Here is a 17,583-nt window from a genome sequence, read left to right as displayed (position 1 = left end):
GGGCGCCAGCTAAAGACTGCGTTGCTATTGCGTTCTAACCCGCGCTACTGCGCTTTTCCAGCCGGTGTAGCGCCGAGCGCGATCAACCTCATTCATCGCCGGATCAAAACCCCCTTCACACTGCCAGAGCGCGGCAATTTCCTCGAGAGACTCATACACGCCTAATTGCAAACCCGCTAAATACGCGGCGCCGAGTGCCGTCGTCTCGCTGACGAGTGGACGCTCGCAGCGACAGTCCAGCATATCGGCAAGGCGCTGCACTACCCAATCGTTAGCGACCATACCGCCGTCCACCCGCAGCGTCGCAAAGTCAGCGCCATCGCCGCGCATGGCTTCTAATAAATCGCGGGTTTGGTAACAGACCGACTCCAAGGCCGCTCGCGCAATATGAGCAATGCCGGTGTCTCGGGTCAGCCCCAAAATTGCGCCCCGCGCGTCTGGGTCCCAATACGGCGCACCCAGCCCGGTAAAAGCTGGCACCATATAAACACCGTTCGAACTTGCCACGCTTTCAGCCAAGGGCTGCGTCTCCGAGGCTGAACCGATGAGGTTTAAGCCATCGCGTAACCATTGCACAGCGGCACCGGCGACAAAAATACTTCCCTCTAAGGCATAGGTGACCTCACCTTTAATGCGGTAAGCCACCGTCGTCAGCAAGCGATGTTTGGAACTTAAGGCTTTGGCGCCGGTATTTAGCACCACAAAACACCCGGTACCGTAGGTGCTTTTCACCATGCCGGGTTTAAAGCACGCCTGACCAACGGTGGCCGCCTGCTGGTCGCCAATTAATGCGCAAATCGGTATCGCTGAGCCAAATAAGTCAGGTGTGCATCGGCCATAATCATCGCAACTGTCTTTTACTTCAGGCAATAGGATCTGAGGAATATTAAATAATTCCAGTAGTTCAGCATCCCATTGCTGCTTATGAATATTAAACAATAAGGTGCGCGATGCATTTGTCGCATCGGTGGCATGCTGCTCGCCGTCAGTTAGACGCCACAGCAAAAAGCTATCGATAGTACCAAACGCCAGTTCCCCAGCCTCTGCACGCCGCCGGGCGCCCTCGACATTATCTAGCAGCCACGCCACTTTAGTACCAGAGAAATACGGATCTAGCAGCAAGCCAGTACGCTGCGACACCAAGTCTTCAACACCCTGCGACTTTAACTCAGCGCACTGTTTAGCCGTACGACGGTCTTGCCAAACAATCGCTGGATAAATCGCTTTCCCCGTTTTCCTATCCCAGATCACCGTGGTTTCACGCTGATTAGTGATTCCAATTCCAGCAATCGCCGAAGCCTGTAGGCCAGCGTCCGCTATCGCCTTACTGCAACTATTTAAGGTCGTTTGCCAAATTTCCTCAGGGTCGTGCTCTACCCAGGCATCCTCAGGATAGTGCTGACTAAACTCCTCTTGGCCAAGCCCACAGACCTCACCCCGACTATTAAAGACGATTGCCCGTGAACTGGTAGTACCCTGATCAATCGCCAGCACATAAGTTTGCGTCATTTTTCATTACTCTTGTGAATTACATAGGGCAATGATGGCAGACTCCTCGGTCTGCGGCCATAAATCGGCGGGATTATTGCGCGCAATTAGAGCTTAGGCCAAAATTCCACCGTCGACGCGAATATGCTCGCCAGTAATATGACAGCCATCTTCGGACGCCAGCATAGCAACAACACCGGCCACGGTCTCGGGGCCTTTGGCGCCACTCAAGGAAGTGATACGGCTAAGCAAGTCAAAGTCAGCGTCTTCCGGAAAACTTAAGCCCTGCACCATATTGGTATTAATATCACCAGGGCAAACACAGTTCGCACGCACCCCGCGCTTTGCGTATTCAACCGCAATACTCCGAGTCAGGGCTAGCACTCCGCCCTTGCTTGCGCCGTAGGCTGCACCCCATGGCAAGCCCTGCAACGATGCCGTAGACGCCGCATTGACGATATTGCCCTGGGTTTTAAGCAATTCAGGTAAGGCGGCCTTACACAGCATAAATGTGCCGGTTAAATTTACTGCAATAACCTGCGACCACATGTCAAAGCTGGTCTCATGGCAATTTGAAAACCGTAAAATACCTGCCATATTGACGACAACATCAAGCTTACCGTAATGCGCCACACACGCTGCCACCGTCGTCTCAGCAGCGCCAAGCGCACTCACATCAAAACACTCAGCTACCGCCGTGCCGCCGGCCGCGCTGATTTCTTGAACTAAACTCGCCAAATCGTTTTGTTGGATATCCGTGCAATAGAGTTTACCGCCTTCTGCGGCGAGCCTCAGCGCACAAGCTCGACCAATACCAGAGCCAGCACCGGTAACTAACACCACTTTATCTGTAAATCGCTGCATACTGTGTCCTATTGTTATTTTTAAAAATGTATCGACAAATCTTATCGACATCACTGAACGGCCGATATGCCCCAATTGCAGTAGACCCAAACTCGCCAGTCACACTGCTGCGCCCAGTGACCCCATTTGCCAATGAGATGACGTGTTTCGTTCTTGTCTTAATTTCCTTGTCGACTAAGCTGGCCGCAACCGTAATAATTTTTTGCCATTAATACATTTGAGACCATCACCATGAGCGATCTCGACGACTTCCGCGCCAGCGTCAAAGCCTGGCTGCAGGACAACTGCCCAGTATCACAGCGCCAGCCCATTACCAGAGAAGAGCAGGTTTGGGGCGGCCGCAATATGAGTTTTCCGAGTGCCGACGCCAAATTATGGTTTGAGCGGATGCGCGACAAAGGGTGGACCGTGCCGGAATGGCCCTGCGAATTAGGCGGCGGCGGCTTAAATGAGCGCGAAGCAAAAATACTGAAAGAAGAAATGAAAGCCTTAGGCTGTCGTACTCCGCTGTATGACCTCGGTATTTGGATGCTCGGCCCCGCCGTATTGGAATATGGCAGCGAGGATCAACGTCGCCAACATATCCCCAAAATAGCCCGTGGTGAAGTGCGCTGGTGCCAAGGTTACTCCGAGCCCGGTGCCGGTTCCGATCTTGCTAGCCTGCAAACCCGCGCCGAAGACTGTGGCGACCACTTTTTAGTAAACGGCAGTAAAATTTGGACAACCAACGCCGATAAAGCTGACTGGATATTTTGCCTAGTGCGTACCGACCCGGATGCCAAAAAGCAGGAAGGTATCAGCTTTTTACTAATCGACATGGATCAGCCCGGCGTCACGGCAAAGCCCATTCCGCTGATTAGCGGCGACTCTGAGTTTTGCCAAACCTTTTTTGACGATGTCAAAGTACCTAAAAGTAATCTTATCGGCGAGTTAAATAAGGGCTGGTCGGTCGCCAAGTCTCTGCTCAAACACGAGCGCAAGCTTATGGCCGAGATTGGCGGCGACACCCCAGGACCAAGCTTTTCTCCAGTACAAGCAGCCTTAAAGTACGTTGGTTTAGATGCAGAAGGAAAGCTCAAAGATCGTGGCCTGCGCGAGCAATTGGTCGCCCATGAGATGCGCTTTCGGGCACTTGGGCTCACTCATTTCCGCAGTTTTGAAGAACGTATGCACGGCAATACCGATAACAGTATTCCCTTAATTATGAAGTATGTAGGCACAGAAGAAACCAAGCGCAAAGAAGAGGTCTTAATGGCAATTCTGGGCAATCGCGCCCTCGGCTGGGACGACCCAGAGTTTAGCGATGACGAGTTGCTAAGCAACCGAGGCTGGCTATTTTCAAAAGCCCTCTCGATTGCCGGCGGCACCTCCGAAGTGCAATTGAATATTATCGCCAAGCGCGTATTAGGACTTCCGGTATGAATGCCCGCAATCAATTCACGGTAAATACGCTTGTCGCAAACGCTAAGGAGACCCGCAATGCCACTCGTACTCAATGAAGAGCAGCGCTTGCTGAAAGATACCGCCAAAGATTTTTTAAATAAAACCGTGCCCGTTGAGGCGCTGCGACAACTTCGCGACAGCAAAGACGCGCTGGGGTATAAAGCAGAGCACTGGCAGAATATGTCGGAACTGGGCTGGGCAAGCATGATTATCCCCGAAGCCTATGACGGACTGGATTTCAGTTTTTTAGGCTTAGGTGCCGTACTTGAAGAGAGCGGCCGCACGCTGGCTGCCTCTCCCCTTTTTGCCAGTGTCGTGCTTGGTGCGTCTGCTATTATTATTGGCGGTAACGAAACACAAAAGGCAACACTATTACCGCAAATTGCGAGTGGTAATTTACGGTTTGCCCTCGCGCTTGACGAGAGCGCTCACCACAACCCTGACGATATTAACTGCACCGCAACAGCAACTGAAACCGGCTATAAGCTCAATGGCAGCAAGACGTTTGTTTTGGATGGCCACAGCGCCGATCAGCTCATTGTTGTCGCCCGCAGCCAGCCTCAAGGTTCCGGTCGAGATGGCCTGAGTTTGTTTATTGTCGATGCGAGCACTGCTGGCATTGAGCGTAAACGCCACTATATGCTCGACAGCCGCAATGCAGCGAGCATCCAATTTAATGATGTTCATGTCTCGCGTGAAGCGCTACTTGGCGATGCAGGCCACGGCTGGTCAATACTCGATAATGTTTTAGATCGCGGTCGCATTTGCCTTGCGGCAGAAATGCTCGGCGGCGCGCTAGAATGTTTTGAGCGCACGGTTAGCTATCTCAAAGAGCGAGATCAATTTGGCGTTAAAATTGGTACGTTCCAAGCCCTACAGCATCGCGCCGCGATCATGTTCACTGAGCTGGAATTAGCAAAATCGGTGGTATTAGATGGTTTGTCGGCTATTGACGAAAATAGAACTGACCTCGCACAGCTAGCCAGTTTAGCCAAGGCACGCTTGAACGATGTGTTTGAATTAGTGACAAATGAAGCCGTGCAAATGCATGGTGGCATCGGTGTTACCGACGAGCTGGATATCGGTTTATTCCTAAAGCGTTCCAGGGTAGCGAATCAAATCTTTGGCAACAGCAGCTTCCATCGCGACCGCTACGCCAGCCTCTGCGGCTATTAGCATAACAGCCCCTGCGCGATCGGCGCAGGGGCTGTTATTTTGCCCGTAACGAGATTTTAGAAGCGCAATACAAAGTCGGTATTATTGCGTGGTGCACCCAAAAACAGGGTTAAACTTTTAAACAACTCACTCCCAAGCGCTGGCGACAACGTCAGATTACCGCTCGCCCGACCACTATTCATCAGTTGTACCTGGCCACGCACACGGTTCGGATTATTCTCATCCACCAGCACTGCTAGCAAGCCATTTACACAACTCAACTCAGCAGATACTGGCGCAATAGTGCTGATACCGTCAATATCGCCAAGCAATGACGCCAAGGTGAGCGTACCGTCAATCGAACTGCAGCCGGTGTTACTCACGCTAGCCGAAGCGAGCACCAAATCGACGCTACCATCGAAACCCATACTCGGCAGCTGGGCAATGCCCATCAATTCAGCAATATTGCCATGAGCCTCAACATCGCGCAATTTAAGGGTATCTCCTGCCGCCAAACCCAGTAGCGCAGTCGTCTTGACTGGGCTAGCAATACTTACTGCCAAAGGCACGCCACGAAACAGCCCCATTGGACTAAGGCGCCACTGCAATTGACTGGCACTAATATCGCCGAATTGCACATGATCAATCTGCCCCCGCCACGCGCGGCCAGTGACCGTTCCGAGCTTCAGTTCCGGCACTTGTTTGACTAAAATATCCGTCACCAGCCACGCTGGGCTCGTCATCAACAAGCACACTAAAAAGAAGACCGTACCGCAAACAATCCACAGCGAACGCCTCATCCCTCGCCCCCAACTGATGCCCGCAAGGAAACACTGCCCGGCACATCCAACACGCTCATATTGACTGAATACAATGTCATACCCGTAGTAGATAGGGCTTCAATTAACTGCACTGCGCTAGTGTAGTCAGTGCTGGCCACCCATAAACTGTAGCGCCCAGCTGACTGCGGCTCAATGCGGTTAACATTAATACCCAGCGCCGCTGCCGCGCGAGTTATTTGTTGCTGTGGCGAGCCCGATAGCGCACTCGCTGCCCCATTGCCATGCGCCGCTTGCAATTGCTTTGCGGCTTGCTGCATCCAAACAAAGGAGCTGCGACGTTGTTCTACCCGAGTTTCGGCATTGTCGCGGGCCACCAGCAATGGCTGCCACAACAGCAGCCATACCATCAACGGCACCGCCACTGCGGCCCCGGCTATCAAGGTAATGCGCTCTTGCTCGGTGCGGCCCTCAAGTAGTTGATTTAGCCATTTCATTGCGCGTCACCCCGTATGCTTATCTGCCCAGCTATACCACCATCTTGCTGGCCGAACGCGCCCCGCTCCACATTGACGCCCTGCGCCTTTAGTGTCGCGAGCCACTGATCTATCACTTCATAGGAGGCGGCATTTAGAATTAACTTCATCACCGCGGGGTCGTTCTCATAATTTAGCTGTGCAAGCGTAATACCCGGCTTGGCCTTAGTCGTCGCCGCGACTTTTTCGAGCCAAGGCATCATCAAACCTTTACCACCCGCTTGCTCCAGCGCATTGAGCTGGCTGCGCATCTGACTGCGGGCATTCACCACCCGACTCCCCGGGAAGGTTTGTTGATATACCTCGACCATCGCCTGATCAAGCGCATCGGCATCACGATTATCCCGATAGGTCTGCAGCCCTATACTCATCCAATGCAGGCCCAGTAGCGTCAACAGCAAGATAAGCGGCCACCGCAAACGAGCAATGGCCTCCCCGCTTTCGTCTCTCAGTAAATACCGGCCACTTAATAATGACAGCGGCCAAGCTTGGAAGCCAAGTGCGAAGGCGTGCAGCCTATTTTTACATTGCTCGATAACATGCTCACCTGCGCCCAACAGACCTTCATCGCAGCCCCCAATGCAATACACCTGCATCGGCGCCGCGCTAAGTTCAGGCCCAACAACTTGCTGCCACACAGCAAAGTTTTCACTGCGCATGCCCACCGGCTGAGCATGAATATTCGCCGCCACTTGGGTATTGTCGATAACAACCGTATTGGGGGGTAACACTGCATAATCAGGTAGCAGCGCTTTAATGCGCAAACCGCTTTGTCGCAAAAGGTCTAAACAGGCTTTTACCACACTGTGATCTGCTACCAGCACATCAGCAGGCTGCTTTGCCTGCAATACACCAACCGCAATATGAACAGCGTCTAAATCAGTGCAGAGTTTATCTTCAAGTTGATAGGGCAACGCCGCCATACCAACCCGACCACCTTTGGGTAATACCACCCGATGGGCACTGACTGCCGCGCCGGGTAAAAGGGCGTAACAGGGTACCGCAGCGCAAGATTCTGCCAGCGTGCCGAGTTCACGCCCATTGGCCAGCACCCCTTCGGCAATCACCTTGTGATGCTCATTGTCCCAATGCAGCCACGGCACCGGTGCCTCTGCATCAAGGGGTAGATCTAATAACAACAACGCGCTCAAAAAACTTCTCCATACTCACGGGCATAGACAACTGCCTTGCCATTTTGTAACACGATTCGACTGTACAAATGCAGCTGGCGCTGTTCGTAAAAGACATCGCTCAGCCCCTTAAAATAACGCGAGCTGACGCCCAATCCCTGAATATAAATCGTTGGCAATGGCTCTTCAGCAGAAAGCCCTAATTCAGCAATAAAGCTTGCCACATCAGGCCAACCATTTTCCGGACGCCGCTCTAAAATCGCAAGTACTTCAGCAACGCTGAGTACATTGCCAATCGCCGCCGCGAGCAAAGGCGCTTGCGCCGGGCTAAGCGTATTGATATTTAATACTGTACTGACCTCGGGCAAAGCGCAGAGGTAGGGTGCCAGCCGCGACTGCTCATCCTCTTCAAACTCTGCAAATAGGCCCAGTTCACTGACCGAGTCTATCAAACTATTTGGCGGTAGATAGGGATAATCTTTGGCGGTGTAAAGCAAGTCTTCAGCACCGTAGATACCTTCTGGGGAAAAATCCTCGTCAATCCAATCTTGGGTGCGGCCCATAATAAATTCAGCGCGCTGCGGAGGAAATTCAAGATTGCTTAACAAGCCATTAAACACTTGCTCTGCAGTTGTTAACGCCGCGCTATCACCAGTCGTCGATTCGGGCTTATACAATGAATTAATATTAAAACAGGCCTGCTCATCGATAATTAAGCCGGCAATAGAGCCGCCGTCAATGGGGAAAACAATGTCCTTACGCGCCCAATCTTGGCCTAAATGCACCACGGACTCGCCAGCAATATCCTCCAGAGCAAATACCTCAATACGCTCCCCGCCAAGTGAATACCAATATGCCTGATCCATTATTCGCTGATTTAATAAGCGCTGACTGCTGTAACGCACGCCATCAACTAGCCCAACAGCGAGCACTACCATTACGGCAACAATCAATAAAACCATCATCAGCGCTGCGCCGCGCTGGCGAGCTCGCGTGGAAGACGTCACTGAATCGCCTCCGGCAACAAGACATTTAATCGAATATCGTCCCACACCCCAACCGCGGTCAACATGCGCAGCGCTTTGGGTTGACTGGCATTTATTTGGGTACTTGGTGGCCAAAAAGTCGACCAGCGCTCACCATCATACAATTCAACAACAAACTGACTCACGTCGGTCAACAAGACTTGACGCTGCCAATGGGTATTACTCGCAGGATCGGCCACACCCGCGCTGTAGCGAATTAACGCTTCGTCTTCTTTTACGTAACGAACCCGCTCTAACTTGCTGCCCAAGCCTCGGCCCGGTAAAACCCGGCGACCGGCATGAACAAACTCCAATTCGCTGTCTTCACCGACCTGGGCCGCAATAATATTTGCGGGCATTACGTCGCCCTGTGAATCTCTCGGAATACGCGGAGTAAGTTGCTCAATGTCGTGACGAAATATCGTCAACGCCAGCGCGAGGCGTTCAAGGTTCTGCTGACGCTGCTCAATAACCGCCTGATTATTAAGCGAGCTATTTAGCAATAGCGAACCTGCGGTGCCGATTAGCGCCATAATGCCGACCGCAATCAGTAACTCAACTAGGGTAAACCCCCGCACGCCATTATACGTTTTCATTTATTAAGGAATGCCGAACGCGTGGCCAACACATCTGCAGCGGTCTGCAATGTCACCGTTATGTCGACGCGACGAATGTCGGGGTGTGGCGTTTGCTCAACACTGCGCTGCCAATTAAAGTCAAAACCTGCCATGGATTCTTTACCACTATTATTCGTTCCATAGCCATCGCGAAGAATATCAATTAGGACATTGTGGGCCACCAAATCGGCAAACTGACGCTCTTCAATAGCGCTAATACTGCGCGCGCTCTCAGTGAGACTTTTGGTCAGCGTCACCGCCGCAGTGGCAAAGATCATCAGCGCAACCATAATCTCCAATAAGGTAAACCCACGCTGATGACCTTGTAAGTTAGTCCTCATGGTCGATCAACCGTAAGTTGCTCGTCAAAACTAAGTGACTCTGCGCCAGCCGTCGATAAGCGCCACTCAAAAGGCGAGATTTGACCGTCGGACAAAAACAACAACTGGGGGTTCACCTCTTGTTCCGTTTCCTCATTATCCAGTCGCGTTTTTTCGTGTATAACCTCACCGTCAACGAGAAGCTCGGTTTGAACATCATCGGCCAAGACGATATTTTTCGCTAACACACCCTGCACTATTTTTTGCCAGCCATCAGCGGTTAACACGTAAAAACTGCCGCGCTGACGCTGCCATTGCAAACCCAAACTATGACCACTAAAAACGGCCTCGGCACGCGCACTACGCAAACTACCAATCAGTTTAAAGCGCTGCTCTTGCAATAAAGCGCCGCCGTCTTTAGACGGCAGCGTCAATGCTGCGACACCACTGAGCAGGCCGATAATAAAAACAACGACCATTAATTCAAGCAGTGAAAAGCCGGACTCATTCCTGCCAGTTGACGATATCACGTGCGAGCCCTTCTCCACCCTCTTCCCCATCAGAACCGGTAGAGTACAAATCGAAAGGTCCGTGTTCACCCGGCTGGATATACACATACGGTGTTCCCCACGGGTCTTCAGGTAGGCGTTTGATATAGCCATTACTGCGATAATTTTTGGGTTGATTGCCCGTCTCTGGCCGCGTAATCAGCGCCTGCAAACCCTGGTTGGTACTGGGGTACACATGGTTATCAAGCTTGTACATGTCCAGTGCTTGCTCAAGCACCGAGATATCGGCACGGGCCTTCTCGACCATGGCGCGATCTTGGTTTTGTAAGACATTGGGGGCAACCACGGCAACTAGCAGACCCATAATAACGATAACAACCATAATTTCGAGAAGGGTAAAACCCGACTGCTGGCGTGCGATCCTATGCGACTTTTTTATTTCAAACATATCCACAAACTCCTAAAACTGAGTCAAATTATTCAACTGTAATATCGGCAGCATAATCGCTAATACAATGGATAAAACCACCCCACCCAAGACCACTATCAGTAGCGGCTCAAATAAGCTGACAAACATCTGTACCCGCTGCTGCAACTCCCGCTCAAGGTTGCTTGCAGCACGCTGAGTCATGGCCTCCATTTCACCACTGGCCTCACCACTGGCAATCATATAAATCGCAAGCGGGGGTAGTTCAGCCTCGTCCTGAAGACAGCGGCTAAAGCTTTTGCCTTCGCGCACTTGCTCCCGCACCAGCGCCATGCTTTTCTTTAAATGGGTATTACCCAAGGTATCGCAGGCCACTTTGAGGGTTTCCAAAAACGGCACACCAGACGACATCAAAATCGCGAGGGTTCGCAACATCCTCGCGGCATCTAGCTCCAGCATCAGCAATCCCCACAAGGGCAGCTTCAAAATAGCCTTGTCAGCTTGCAAGCGATGCTCTGGCGAATTCAGCCACCAACGCCCGAGCACCGCTACCGCAATAACGCCTAAAATAATGTATAGCCAATTCGCGATCAAACCGTCACTCAAGGTAATGAGCACGCGAGTTAGCGTCGGCAACGCTTGATCGTAGTGAGCAAATTGCGCGGTGACTTTGGGCACCACAAACGTCATTAAGGCGCCAACCACCGCTAGGGCAACAAACATTAGCACCACAGGATAAAGAGCCGCCTGAACAATAACGCCGCGCAGTTTTTGGCTGTCTTCGGTGTAATCTGCTAATTGGTCAAGAATTAACCCCAGATCACCGGATTTTTCTCCGGAGCTCACTAAGGCGCGAAACACCGGATTAAATACCTGAGGGTGTTCATTCAAACCATCGGCGAGTGAATGCCCTTCTAGCACCCGCGCCCGCAAATCCAATACCACTCGTTTCAGATAGGGCTTACGCGTATGTTTGGCGGTTGCCGCCAGCGCTTCTTCGAGGGGAATACCAGACTGAATCAAGGTGGCCAAATGCCGCACAAACAAAGCCAAATCGGCAATACCAACCCGCGCACCCGCAAAGCTGCGCCGCGCATTATCGGCGCGGGTCTTGTCACGGGTTTGCTTTAGGTCGATGGGAAACAATTGCTGATCACGCAGCATCTGCCGCGCTTGGCGGCTGGAGTCGGCCTCAATCATGCCTTTTTTATTGGCACCAGCACTGTCTAGGGCGCGGTATTCAAAGGCCGGCATTGCTGCTCTCGCGTACGCTGCGCAATAATTCGTCAAGGCTAGTTTGGCCGTCTAACACAAGGCGCCGCCCCTCACTCATCAAGGACGGCATATGATCACCAACTTGACGCAAAATATCTTGCTCACCAGCACGGTTGTGAATTAATTCTGCAACCTCGCGGTCAATCACCAGCAACTCGTACACGCCCTGTCTACCGCGATAGCCAGTGTGCTGACACTCCTCGCAACCTGCCGCATTAAAAGCGGCCTGACCTTCTAGTTTTGGGTCGCCCAACAACCGCGCCTCAGTCTTGTCTAACACAATGGGATGCCGACAAGTTTGACAGAGTTTTCTGACGAGACGCTGAGCTAATACGCCCTTCAAACTCGACGCAATCAAATACGGCTCCACGCCAATATCAACTAAGCGCGTCACCGCGCCAACGGCGGTATTGGTGTGCAAAGTCGACAGCACCAAGTGCCCAGTCAAAGAGGCTTGCACCGCAATCTCTGCGGTTTCTTGGTCGCGAATTTCACCAAGCATCACCACGTCGGGGTCTTGACGCAAGATCGCCCGCAGGCCCCGTGCGAAGGTCATACCGACCTTGGCGTGAACCTGGGTTTGGCCGATGCCTTCAATATCGTATTCCACCGGATCTTCGACGGTGAGAATATTTCGGCGCCGGTCGTTGAGAGCCATTAAACCCGCATATAAAGTCGTCGTCTTACCAGAGCCGGTTGGCCCGGTGACCAAAATAATTCCGTTAGGTTGTTGTAAAAGGTCTTTAAGAGTATCTAAGGTACGTGAGGGCATACCCAGTTGTTCTAAATCGATACGCGCTGCCTGCTTGTCTAGCAAACGCATTACCACTCGTTCACCGTAATTCGAGGGAATGGTCGATACCCGTACATCAACTGCACGGCCAGCAATGCGCAAAGAAACACGGCCATCTTGCGGCACCCGCTTTTCAGCAATATCGAGTCTAGACATAACCTTAATTCGCGACACCAGCAAGGGTGCCAAACGGCGGCTTGGGGTTAAAACCTCCTGCAAAATGCCGTCGACACGCAGGCGCACCGACATCGTTTTTTCATAAGTTTCAATATGAATATCAGAGGCATCACGTTTTAATGCTTCACCGAATAAGGCGTTGATTAAACGAATAACCGGCGCGTCGTCTTGCGCATCGAGCAGGTCTTGAGACTCGGGGATCTCTTCGGCGAGGCGATCGAGATCCACCTCACTGGAAATATCACCCATTGCCGACATCGCATCGCCCTGCTGACGCTGGAAGGTCTCATTAATTTTATCCTGTAAAACTTTTTCTTCACAGAGCGTAAATACTAAGGACTGGGGAATGACCCGCTGCACTTCGGCAAGCGCCGACGGTGGCGTTTGCTTGCAACACAGCAGCATTAATTCACCGCTGGCATTCTCTTCAATAAGAACGCGGTTACTGCGGGCGAAGGCATACGTTAAGGTTTGCGACATATTAGTGTGAAGCCTCGTTCACACTTACTAGGTCAGCATTGGCACAATCGCCCTCTGTTTCACAATCGGCGCGCAGTTCGGGCGCAGTTGCCTTATCTTCATTTGGCTGACGCTCACCGGAAATTTCGCTGCGCTTATCCACCGAGGGTTGAATTTGACGCTTTTCAACAGCGTCTTCGGCTGGCGACATTGGTGGCGGCACCGGCTTATGGGGCAATATATTTGGTGGCGATGCATCCATACCAGTCCATTCAGGCAGCACAGCGAGATCGGTAAATGGAAATAAATTAATGCCCTGCTCCGCCTTCACTAATTGCTCGGCGCGAATAAAGTTGTACTTGCGGGCACTTAAATCCGACAAAGTAGCTTGATCGCGTACAATAGTCGGACGAATAAATACCATCAAATTACGCTTAACCTTGCTAGTGCTGTCAGAGCGGAATAAACGGCCAAGAAATGGAATATCACCGAGCAAAGGCACCTTTGCAGACTGCTCCGTCACTTGGTCGTCAATTAAGCCGCCAAGCACAATTGTCGCGCCATCATTCACTAACACCGAGGTCTTAATGGTGCGTTTATTGGTGATGACATCAGCGGCGTTAGTTGATGGGCTTAATGAAGAAACTTCCTGCTCAATATTCAGCTGCACTGCGTCGCCTTCGTTTATCTGAGGCGTAAACAAAAGCTTGATACCCACTTCCTGACGGCTAATCGTCTGAAAGGGGTTGGTATTGGTGGAGCTTGCCGTTGAACCGGTAATGACCGGAATTTCTTGACCAACTAAAATGGACGCTTCTTCGTTATCCAAGGTCAATAGGCTTGGCGTAGACAAGATATTCGATTCTGAGTCACTTGCTAAGGCGGTTAACAAGGTAGCAAAACTAAAGGCGCCATCGCGCAGTTTACCGAGACCAATCGCCGCGCCGCGCACACCGCTAGCGGCCGCTGCCGCCGCCTCTTCACCCGCGAGTAAACTAATAATGCCAGGGGTACTACTGCTACCCGACGCGCCGCCGCCAAAGTTAATGCCACCGGCGGGCTGATTGCCGCCATTTGCCCCTTTAAACAACCATTGTACGCCCAGCTCTTTAGCGCGATTGTCTGAGACCTCGATAATAATTGCTTCAACCAAGACCTGGGCGCGGCGAATATCGAGATCGCGAATAACCGAGAGCAAATCGGTAATAATATGGGGGCTGCCCGACAGCACGATAGAATTGGTTTGCTCGTGGGCTTCTATATTAATTAATGACGACGAATCGCCCGCAGCGGCTGGCCGACCGGCAGCCTGGTCGCCTTTTACGATGGTATCGCTAATGCTTTTAAGCACCGGCGCTAAATCGACCGCTTTCGCGTATTTGAGGTATTGCACACGAATATTAGACTGGCTGCTCACTTCGCTGTCGAGATCAACCACCAAGCGTCGCAAATAGCTCCGCGCCTCATCGTCGCCAAACAAAATCAAAGTATTAGTGCGAGGATCAGCCGCGACAACCGGCTTGGAGGCTCCGCGTTTACGGGTTTGTTGCGATAGAACCTTAGTAAGAATACGCTCAACTTCTTCGGCCGAGGAGTTTTTTAAGACCACGGTTTCCATCAGTTGCGAATCAACCGAGTTGATGGCATTAATAATCGACATCAAACGCCGCACATTGGATTCGCGATCGGTAATCAGAATAATATTGGAGTCGGCGTAGCTCGTGATGACACCAACTTTATTATCGACCAGCGGCCGTAATGACTTAACCAGCTCATCGGCATCGGCATTTTGCAGCTGTGCGATACGGGTAATAATAGATTCGCTGCGGCCCGTTGCATTCCGACCAAGCTGCACCTCTATGCCCTCAATCTTTGCCGCTTGGTTGGGAATAACCTTGAGTATTCCGTCACCCACCTCAATGGCAGAGTAGCCCTCGACACCCAGCTGTAACAAAAATATTTGGTAAAGCTCGTCGGCATCGAGCTTACGATGACTCTGCACCGTAATTTTACCTTTGACCCGGCTATCAACCACAATGGTTTTACCAGTGAGCTTGGCGACGGTGTCAATAAATTCGCCAATATCAACATTTTGCATATCCAGCTCAAAGCGCTCGGCCAAGGCCGTGCCAGACACAGTTAGGAATAGGAAAAATGTGATGCTTAACTTCAGGAGCAAGGATTTCATAGATCAAATCTTTTGGTGAGTATGGTATCTGCGCGTTTAATCAGCAGCTCGTAGGAACTGGTGTTTTCCATCATTGTCATTAATTCTTGGGTCGACATATCGGAGAGTGGCTGACCATTAACCGACAGCAATACGTCGCCAGGCTCCAGTGACAACTGCGAGAATAGGCGTGTATCCCGCCCCGGTTTCACTTCATAACCGGTAAGCCTGCCGCCATCCATAACTGGGTTCACTGAAAAAAACCGTACTAACTGTAACGGGCTGTTTTGCACCGTGTCGCGGGGATCACCCACTAACTCGCGAATACCCGCGGCGGTTAAATCGACATTCTCCGAATTGCTTGGACGACTGCTCGTCGAGGCTGTCCGCAAACCGGTCGCACCCGCTTTCTGGTCTAGCTCGATTTTTTCTTGTTTACGATTGTTCTCAATAATTATGTGGTCTGCCAATACTGCGAGTAAGGTAACCGTACCCGGCACTTCAATTTTCTCACCGATACCATAGGCCTTCGTTTTATTGCCATGACGCAGTACCGCGACGCCACGTTCATCATTACCGGCGACCAGGCCGATTACGGTAATTTTTAGCGCACTGCGCCGAATGTCTTTTTGAATTTCTGTAGCGGCCACCGCGTTACTTGGCCGCAGGCCAAACAAGGGCACTGCCAGCAAACTCTGCACATCGTATTTTTTGGCGCTAGATTTACTTGTAGAGGTCGCGATTACTGGGCCGGCACTTGGTAGTTGCACGCCACGAAAGAGCGCTACCACCTGCCAACACAAACCTGCTAGCACAACCAACAGCAATGCGACTATTAAGGCAGTTAACCAACTGGCCAGCCGAGGCGAGAGCATCTTCACCCATGTCATAGTCTGCTCCACGTCTCAGTTATCCCCCTGAAAGAGGGCCAGGCGCCGAATAGTAGCCGAATAATATGACATTTTTCTTACATCATCCTGTGTAATGTGCGACACCCAAAGCAGGCGCTTGCGCGCCCCGCACTGCAGATTTGGGCCTATTTAAACACACAGTGCTTAGCGTAATCTTTGGCCTCATTGCCTGACCAATCGCCCTTGGGCTTACTTTCCATGGCTGCGCACCATGCATCACTGCCTACTTCCGGTGCACAGGCCGAAACTAGAACCACCGACAGGAGCAAAGCAATCACTATTATTGTTCTCTTCATGAGATTTTCCTAGCAGCACAAATATTCACAGAGTGTAACAGAGGGCGAACCCTACAGGCACGACCCCCAGCTCAATTACGCTGAAAAAACAGCGATAGCTCAAACTTCAACCATATCAAAGTCAAATTTACTAATACCGCAGTCTGGGCACTCCCAGTCTTCAGGCACGTCAGCCCAAGCCGTTCCCGCTGCAATACCATCATCAGGCCAGCCCTCAGCCTCATCGTATACAAATCCACAAATTACACATTCCCACTTTTTAAACTCGCTCACAAACATCTCCTCTTTGGGCTTAAGCGCCTGGCGATAGCAATATCGTTATTTCAGCTCGTGCACGGAGCCGACAGCTGCCGAGTATACTATTGAATCGGTGATGCAAATATTAAGTAAATTCAATAATGTATGCTATAGATATGCGGAAAAATGACCCGTCTTAAAACCGCAACAGCAACACCACGCGGTGTTCACCCCGCTCTAGAGTGATGGCCAACTGCTCAATATTCGCTAAAACACCATATATATCTGTTAGCCCTTCGCCGCTGGCCAAGGTTAATCCATTGATCGCAATGACTCGATCACCAGCCCGCAAAGGTAATGTTGCGAATAAGGCCTGATCTTTACCCGGCGACAAATAATAGCGCCGCTCACCCAAAGGGTCGACCCGAACCTCGACATCAACAACGCCGCGCAGAGAAAGCGGGCGCTGATATAAACGCTGGCGGTAATCCGCAATCAATCTCCTTACCGCGAGATTACTGCGCAAATCAACAATGTGCGGCTCAGCCAAATTTGACGCCTCATATTGCTCGCCATTTAGCGCAAAGGTGCCACCAGTAGACGTCAATCTCGGCGCCAACAACGCGTAGCCCCCACAATTATTGATCAGCACCGAATCTTCAAGAATCTTGGCAAGCATTACACAGCGCAAAATAGTATCGCCTGCGCGCCATTGCTGCACTTCACCGTCAACACTGAGCTGAGCAAACGCCCCGCCCTCGTCACTACCTAGCGCCAGTAGCTGAAGCTTGCGACGCGGCTGAGGATCTTCGCCGAAGGTACTGGCATTATCGGCATTAAAAATTATCTCCTCCTCACTTGCCGCATCACTCGCTGGGGACAGCGTATTTAGCATCACCAGCAATATTGCCGTTATCCCGCCAACACTCAATGCCTGAAGCCACTTCAACAACACACCAATCTCCTCTAACCGAA

19 protein-coding genes are annotated in these 17,583 nt (G+C 51.5%); 2 read left to right on the top strand and 17 right to left on the bottom strand.

What is annotated here, in order from left to right; genetic code table 11:
• Positions 1 to 24 precede the first annotated feature (24 nt).
• Positions 25 to 1,509, bottom strand: coding sequence for a glycerol kinase GlpK (glpK, locus tag HNQ57_RS07515; protein WP_184462081.1), 1,485 nt, complete (start codon positions 1,507 to 1,509; stop codon positions 25 to 27).
• Positions 1,510 to 1,602: 93 nt separating this feature from the next.
• On the bottom strand, positions 1,603 to 2,352 hold the full coding sequence (locus HNQ57_RS07510; protein ID WP_184462078.1) for an SDR family NAD(P)-dependent oxidoreductase: 750 nt from the start codon (positions 2,350 to 2,352) through the stop codon (positions 1,603 to 1,605).
• 231 nt (positions 2,353 to 2,583) lie between these two features.
• On the opposite strand from HNQ57_RS07510, the gene HNQ57_RS07505 reads away from it, so the two are divergent.
• Positions 2,584 to 3,774 (top strand): acyl-CoA dehydrogenase family protein, encoded by a 1,191-nt coding sequence (locus HNQ57_RS07505; protein ID WP_184462076.1) that lies wholly within the window; start codon positions 2,584 to 2,586, stop codon positions 3,772 to 3,774.
• 57 nt (positions 3,775 to 3,831) lie between these two features.
• A complete protein-coding gene (locus HNQ57_RS07500) occupies positions 3,832 to 4,971 on the top strand; it encodes an acyl-CoA dehydrogenase family protein (protein WP_184462075.1) in 1,140 nt (379 codons plus the stop codon).
• A gap of 56 nt (positions 4,972 to 5,027) precedes the next feature.
• Here HNQ57_RS07500 and gspN read toward each other — a convergent pair whose 3' ends face one another.
• From gspN to HNQ57_RS07425, 15 genes are all read right to left on the bottom strand, one after another.
• Positions 5,028 to 5,750: a type II secretion system protein N gene (gspN, locus tag HNQ57_RS07495; protein ID WP_184462073.1), complete on the bottom strand. Its 723-nt coding sequence runs from the start codon at positions 5,748 to 5,750 to the stop codon at positions 5,028 to 5,030.
• On the bottom strand, positions 5,747 to 6,226 hold the full coding sequence (gene gspM / locus HNQ57_RS07490; protein ID WP_184462071.1) for a type II secretion system protein GspM: 480 nt from the start codon (positions 6,224 to 6,226) through the stop codon (positions 5,747 to 5,749). Before gspM ends, gspN begins: the two co-directional genes overlap by 4 nt.
• On the bottom strand, positions 6,223 to 7,416 hold the full coding sequence (gspL, locus tag HNQ57_RS07485; protein ID WP_184462069.1) for a type II secretion system protein GspL: 1,194 nt from the start codon (positions 7,414 to 7,416) through the stop codon (positions 6,223 to 6,225). The genes gspM and gspL overlap by 4 nt, the downstream gene beginning before the upstream one ends.
• Positions 7,413 to 8,402: a type II secretion system minor pseudopilin GspK gene (gene gspK, locus HNQ57_RS07480; RefSeq protein WP_184462067.1), complete on the bottom strand. Its 990-nt coding sequence runs from the start codon at positions 8,400 to 8,402 to the stop codon at positions 7,413 to 7,415. Before gspK ends, gspL begins: the two co-directional genes overlap by 4 nt.
• Positions 8,399 to 9,016 (bottom strand): type II secretion system minor pseudopilin GspJ, encoded by a 618-nt coding sequence (gene gspJ, locus HNQ57_RS07475; RefSeq protein ID WP_184462065.1) that lies wholly within the window; start codon positions 9,014 to 9,016, stop codon positions 8,399 to 8,401. The genes gspK and gspJ overlap by 4 nt, the downstream gene beginning before the upstream one ends.
• Positions 9,013 to 9,378 carry a type II secretion system minor pseudopilin GspI gene (gene gspI, locus HNQ57_RS07470; RefSeq protein WP_184462063.1) on the bottom strand — a complete coding sequence of 122 codons (366 nt, stop codon included), beginning with the start codon at positions 9,376 to 9,378 and terminating at the stop codon, positions 9,013 to 9,015. Before gspI ends, gspJ begins: the two co-directional genes overlap by 4 nt.
• Positions 9,375 to 9,887 carry a type II secretion system minor pseudopilin GspH gene (gspH, locus tag HNQ57_RS07465; RefSeq protein ID WP_184462061.1) on the bottom strand — a complete coding sequence of 171 codons (513 nt, stop codon included), beginning with the start codon at positions 9,885 to 9,887 and terminating at the stop codon, positions 9,375 to 9,377. Before gspH ends, gspI begins: the two co-directional genes overlap by 4 nt.
• Positions 9,862 to 10,314, bottom strand: a complete 453-nt coding sequence (gene gspG / locus HNQ57_RS07460; RefSeq protein WP_184462059.1) for a type II secretion system major pseudopilin GspG — start codon at positions 10,312 to 10,314, stop codon at positions 9,862 to 9,864. The genes gspH and gspG overlap by 26 nt, the downstream gene beginning before the upstream one ends.
• 12 nt (positions 10,315 to 10,326) lie before the next feature.
• On the bottom strand, positions 10,327 to 11,547 hold the full coding sequence (gene gspF, locus HNQ57_RS07455; protein ID WP_184462057.1) for a type II secretion system inner membrane protein GspF: 1,221 nt from the start codon (positions 11,545 to 11,547) through the stop codon (positions 10,327 to 10,329).
• Entirely contained in the window at positions 11,534 to 13,018 is a 1,485-nt protein-coding gene (gene gspE, locus HNQ57_RS07450; RefSeq protein ID WP_184462055.1) for a type II secretion system ATPase GspE, read from the bottom strand. The genes gspF and gspE overlap by 14 nt, the downstream gene beginning before the upstream one ends.
• A gap of 1 nt (position 13,019) precedes the next feature.
• Entirely contained in the window at positions 13,020 to 15,185 is a 2,166-nt protein-coding gene (gspD, locus tag HNQ57_RS07445) for a type II secretion system secretin GspD (protein WP_184462053.1), read from the bottom strand.
• Entirely contained in the window at positions 15,182 to 16,054 is an 873-nt protein-coding gene (gene gspC, locus HNQ57_RS07440; protein WP_184462052.1) for a type II secretion system protein GspC, read from the bottom strand. The genes gspD and gspC overlap by 4 nt, the downstream gene beginning before the upstream one ends.
• Before the next feature lie 146 nt (positions 16,055 to 16,200).
• On the bottom strand, positions 16,201 to 16,371 hold the full coding sequence (locus HNQ57_RS07435; RefSeq protein ID WP_184462050.1) for a DUF3012 domain-containing protein: 171 nt from the start codon (positions 16,369 to 16,371) through the stop codon (positions 16,201 to 16,203).
• Positions 16,372 to 16,470: 99 nt separating this feature from the next.
• On the bottom strand, positions 16,471 to 16,650 hold the full coding sequence (locus HNQ57_RS07430) for a rubredoxin (RefSeq protein ID WP_040802670.1): 180 nt from the start codon (positions 16,648 to 16,650) through the stop codon (positions 16,471 to 16,473).
• 154 nt (positions 16,651 to 16,804) lie between these two features.
• Complete coding sequence (locus HNQ57_RS07425; protein WP_184462048.1) at positions 16,805 to 17,563, bottom strand: hypothetical protein; 759 nt, start codon at positions 17,561 to 17,563, stop codon at positions 16,805 to 16,807.
• Positions 17,564 to 17,583 lie beyond the last annotated feature (20 nt).

It is taken from the genome of Zhongshania antarctica, from assembly GCF_014202945.1.
Classification (GTDB): domain Bacteria; phylum Pseudomonadota; class Gammaproteobacteria; order Pseudomonadales; family Spongiibacteraceae; genus Spongiibacter; species Spongiibacter antarcticus.
Note: the sequence above shows the minus strand (reverse complement) of the source record. Positions and strands in the feature narration are given on the sequence as shown.